Annotated in this window: 4 protein-coding genes; all 4 read right to left on the bottom strand. The window is 75.0% G+C overall.

The window, feature by feature from the left end:
* Positions 1 to 988: glycosyltransferase family 4 protein (locus N864_RS19215; RefSeq protein ID WP_034721040.1), on the bottom strand; the 988-nt coding region annotated here is incomplete at its 3' end.
* A gap of 49 nt (positions 989 to 1,037) precedes the next feature.
* Complete coding sequence (gene murJ / locus N864_RS19210) at positions 1,038 to 2,993, bottom strand: murein biosynthesis integral membrane protein MurJ (RefSeq protein WP_051518815.1); 1,956 nt, start codon at positions 2,991 to 2,993, stop codon at positions 1,038 to 1,040.
* Entirely contained in the window at positions 2,990 to 3,823 is an 834-nt protein-coding gene (locus N864_RS19205) for a hypothetical protein (protein WP_051518814.1), read from the bottom strand. Before N864_RS19205 ends, murJ begins: the two co-directional genes overlap by 4 nt.
* A gap of 119 nt (positions 3,824 to 3,942) precedes the next feature.
* On the bottom strand, positions 3,943 to 4,883 hold a 941-nt coding region (locus tag N864_RS19200; RefSeq protein ID WP_155893020.1), incomplete at its 5' end, for a copper transporter.

The following is a 4,883-nucleotide window of genomic DNA, read 5'->3' as shown; positions in this document are numbered from 1 at the left end:
CGGTCGCCGCTGGGTCGCCCGGCGGGACGAGGACCCCGGCGTCGCCGACGAGCCCGGGCAGGCCGCCGACCCTCGGCACGACGACGGGAACACCCGCCGCCATGGCCTCCTGGACGACGAGGGCACGCGCCTCCCACCGGCTCGTCAGGACGAGGAGGGTGGCGGCGCGCAGCCACTCCTCGACATCGCTGCGCTCCCCCACGAACGTCAGCGGTATGCCGCTCAGCTCGCTCTCGAGCCGACGGCGCAGCTGCGCGTCGCCCCCTCCCACGACGACCCAGCTGGCCGGCTCGGTCGCGATCGCGGCGGCCGCGACGAGGGTGTCCAGGTCCTTCTGGGGCGCGACCCGCGAGACCGTGAGGACCAGTGGCCGCTCGGCGGCCGCGTCGATGCCCGCGGACTCGAGCAGCCCGGAGCGACTCCCCCGGTTCGATGTATTGCCGTGTCCCACGGGCTGCGCTGGTTCATCGACTCCGGGGTTGGGCGCCGCGAGGAGGGCCGCGAGGCGGGGGGAGGTCACCGTGGAGAGGTCTATCCGCCGGGCACCGAGGCGCCGGGCGAGCCCGACGAGGTCCTCGCTGGCCCCCGTGACGAGGTCGGCGCGGCGCAGGGCCCAACGGACCAGGCGCGCCCCCAGCCCGTGGCTCGGAAGTTCGTTGTGCAGCGTGACGACGAGGCGCGGCCGCGGCCTGGCGCGCAGGACGGCCACCGCCGCCACGATGGCGGCCTGCTGGCCGTGGGCGTGGACCACGTCGACCGTCGAGGCACGGCGCATGACCAGGTGCCACGTCAGGGGGGCCCGCACCAGTGCCCGTGCGGAGCCGAAGGGCCAGAGCCGCTCGGCGTCGCTCCAGCCGAAGTGGTCCGCGGTCGAGCCGTCCGTCACGAGGACGACCTCGTGGCCCAGCGCCCGCAGGTCGTCCCGGAGCCTGCCGACGTGGCTGCCGATGCCGCCGGTGGACCGCCCGAGCAGCTGGAGGATCCTCATGTGGTCCCATCTCCCTCGGCGAACCTCGGTTCAGACGTCACGTCGCCCGTCACGTCGGCTTCATCCTCGAGTCGGCGTTTGGGTCGGCGTTTTGGTCGGCCGTGGACTCGGCCTTCGCGTCAGCCGTCGCGTTGGCCGCCGACTCGGCCGTCGGGTCAGCGGTCGACTCGGCCATGGGGTCAGCCGCCGACTCGGCCGTCGGGTCAGCCGTCGACTCGGCGACCCTGCGGCGCAGCAGCCGTCGCACGACGCTGCGGTCCGCCGTACCGCTCAGCGCGACGAAGAGCAGGGTCGCCAGCAGGCCGGCCACGACCGTCGCGAGCGCTGCCCCCGGCAGGGCGGTCGGCCGCCACGTCGAGCCGAGCCACCATCCGCCGACTGCGGCAGCGCCGCCACCCAGCAGCGCTGCCGCGAGGGGCCGGGCCGGTGGACGCAGGGCATGGGCGCCCCAGGCACGGGCCGCGAGGACGGTCAGCACGAGCGCAGCCCCGACCAGCCCCAGGCTCGAGCCGATCCCGATGGCGAGCAGGGTCGGCCCCGGCCCGGGAGCGCCGGTGAGCACGGCCAGTGGCACGGCGAGGGTGACGAGCCAGCCGGCCCCGGCGACGGCACCGGCGGTCCGGGCGTGCCCACGCACGTAGAGCGCCCGGGTCAGCAGCCCGGTCGCGCCGAGCCCGACGATCCCGGGTGCGAACGCCACGAGGGTGCCCGGGATGGCCGCCAGTGCCTCGGCACCGGAGCCTGCGCCGCGCCCCGCGTCGAGGGCGCTGAAGAACGCGCCGACGGGTTGCGCGACGGCGATGAGCAGGGCCACTCCGTAGAGCCCAGCGAGCAGGGTGCCCAGCCACGCTCCCCGCAGCGTGCGGGCTGCAGCGTCGCTGGCGGACGGGGAGCCGCCGGCCCCGACGGCGACGGCAGACTCTCGGTCCACGGGCGCCGCGGCGGGTGTCCGGTCCAGGGGCTCGACCCCGACAGCGGACTGCCCCTCCAGGAACGCGGCGGCGCGCGGTTCGTCCACGCACTCCCCGGTGCGTTCGCCGCCGGAGGGCTCGGCGGCATCCTGACCGGCGAGCGTCGGGAAGGCCGCGGTCGCAAGCGGGACGGCGAGGACGGCATACGGGAGCAGGGAGACGGCCTGCACGTAGGTGAACACGTTCAGGGTCCCCGGGCCGCCCCTGTCGTTGGCCAGCCGGATCACGACCAGCGTCGCCAGCTGCTGCCCGGCGAGCGCGAGCAGTCCGGCCACGGCGAGCCGGCGCACGCGGGCGGAGGCCGTGTCCGGGAAGCGCAGCGTCGGTCGGAGCCGCACTCCCGCACGGCGCAGGGGAACGAGCAGCGGGACGCTCAGCGCGACGACCCCGAGAGTCGTTCCGAGGCCGAGCACGAGGACCGCACCGTCCGGGACCGCTGCAATGGCGGCCGCGGGGTCGGGCACGAGCGCGCGATAGACGACATAGGTGACGATCACGACGATGCTGGACAGGAGCGGTGCGAGGGCCGCCCCGACGAAGCGCCGGTGCGACTGGAGCACCCCGGCCAGGACGATGCCGACCCCGTAGAGCGGCACCTGGATCGCGAACAGCCGCAGCAGGTCGGTGCCGAGCCCGAGCGCTCCGGCACACCCGTCGGTGGGCAGGAGCAGCCGGGCGATGGGTCCCGCAGCGACGATGACAACGAGGGCGAGCGGGACGAGCACCGCCAGCGCCCACGTCAGCAACGCGGAGGCGGTCCGGTCGGCCCGGTGTGGCTCGTCCCGGCCGAGCGCAGCAGAGACGAGCGGGACGACGACGGCCGCGAGCACGCCTCCGGCGGCGACCTCGTAGAGGACGTTGGGGACCGCGTTGACGCTCTGGTAGACGGTGCCGACACAGGTGGCGCCGACGGAGTGGGAGAAGGCGAACCACCGCCCGAAGCCGACGAGCCTCGCCACGATGGTGATGGCGGCGATCGAGCCGGCGGCCACGGCGATGCTGCGCCCGGCACCCGTCGCGCCCTCGCGACTCACGGCGAGGGGTCCCTAGTGGGCCGTGAGCCGGTCGCCGACTGGACCGGGGCCGCCTGGACCGGGGCGGGGCGCCCCCACTGGTCGATGCGGCGCAGCACGACGTGTCGGTCGATGACTGCCGAGAAGCTGACTCGCTCCGAGGCGAGGGTGAGGGCCGTGAGGACGGCCAGGGCCCCTGCCCGGCCGACGGGACCACAGCGCTCGACGACCGCCAGGCCGACGAGCGCCCCCGCTGCGTTGGCACCGGTGTCACCGAGCATCGAGCGGGCATCGAGGTCGTCGGCAGCGACCCCGAGCGACGCCCCGACGGCAGCGGCGGCGGCCGGGCTGCCCAGCGCCAGCGGTGCCGCGAGCGCGACGACAGACTTGAGTGCCCGTCCCGGCCGCAGGTCGAGCAGGTTGACGAGGTTCGCGGTGCCGGCGACGACCCCGCCCCCGAAAAGCGTGCTCAGGAGCCGTTCGCTCAGGCGAGCACCGCCGGCGCGCCCGCCTCGGGCGTCGACGGCGAGGGCCGTCGCCAGGCCGGTGGCACCGAGGCCGAGCAGCTTGATGGCGCCGGTCGTGACCTCGCCGCGGCGCAGCGCCGTCAGGTGTCCGCGCAGGCCCTTGCTCGTCCCCGAGCCGGCCAGGTCGTCGAGCAGGCCGAGGCCGGCCGCCGCGACGGCGAGGGCACCGGCACGTCCACGGGCGCCCGGCTGCGTCACGACCAGCCCGGCGAGCGCGCCGACGACCCAGACCGGCCCCTCGAGGAGCGTGACCGGCGCACCTGCATGGTTCGTCCGGGCCCACGGGCGCCGCCACGGCTCGGGCAGCCGTGCGGACAGGCGCATCGCGGCTACGGACGCAGCCCCGGCGGCCAGGAGGGCTCCGGCGGTGCGCGCGGAGGTACGCGCGGCGCGCGTCCTCGGGGGTGCCGTGGAGCCCGTCCTCGAGACGAGCGGCCGGCGGGTCACTGCCCGACCTGCGGCATGATCGCCTTCGCGTCGGAGGCCGTGCCGTAGTGCCCGACGTGATGGGCCAGCTGCGCCTCGATGGCAAGAACGACGACGGCTGGGCCGCGACCCTCCCGGGCGTGGTCGACCGTCGAGATGGTGGTGCTCGCCCGTGCGTCGGACCGGACGGCACTCACGGCGTCGGTCGTGACGGGCTGACCCGCCGCCTGCACCGGCGCGCCGCCGATCACGACGGTGGCGCGCGATCCCGCCTGCAACCGCTGTGCGAGGGCCACGACGGCCTTGGTCTTGCTGTCCACAGCCTCCTGCGTGCCGGAGTAGTCGCCAGAGACGACGACTGCGATGTCTCCCGGTGCGAGCTCGGGCACGCTGCTGTCGATGAGGCCGGCGTCGGAGAGGGCGGCGAGCGCCTTGGTCCGGTTAGGGGTCGGGTCGACGGGCATCTCGCTCACGGCGAGGCGCGCGAGCACCTCGCGGAGCAGCTCGTCGCCGGTCGCGCTCGTCGTTGCCCCCAGCTCGGCCGCGGCAGCGCTCGCGGCAGTGGCCCGCTCGGTGGCCTTGCTCGGGTCGAACCAGTCGGGCGAGAGGGTCACGGTGCCGCGGACCTTGGCGCCGGAGTCGGCGATCGCCGTCGTCGTCGTGTCGACGAGCTTGCTCTCCGCCGAGGGCAGGACGACGAGCACGACGCCGTGGCCGGTGAGGCGGCCCGAGACGAGGAGTGGAGTGATCGCGGTCTCGTACTCGTCCGCCGCCGCCAGCTGCTCCTGGCTCTGGGTCAGCTTGGTGTTGAGGTCCTGCTTCTCGTTGCGCAAGGAGACGACCTGGTCACCGAGCGTGCTGCCGATGTTGGACTGGAGCGGGCCTGCGCCGAGGACGATGCCGACGGCGAGGGCGAGGAAGATCGAGATGATGGAGACGAGGTGGTAGCGGAAGTCGA

Source organism: Intrasporangium chromatireducens Q5-1 (genome assembly GCF_000576575.1).
In the GTDB taxonomy this organism is placed as follows: Bacteria; Actinomycetota; Actinomycetes; order Actinomycetales; family Dermatophilaceae; genus Intrasporangium_A; species Intrasporangium_A chromatireducens.
Note: the sequence above shows the minus strand (reverse complement) of the source record. Positions and strands in the feature narration are given on the sequence as shown.

What these genes read in the sequence shown, in the direction of transcription:
- N864_RS19205 (WP_051518814.1), bottom strand. Translation starts at nt 3,823, where the DNA reads ATGCGCCTGTCCGCACGGCTGCCCGAGCCGTGGCGGCGCCCGTGGGCC.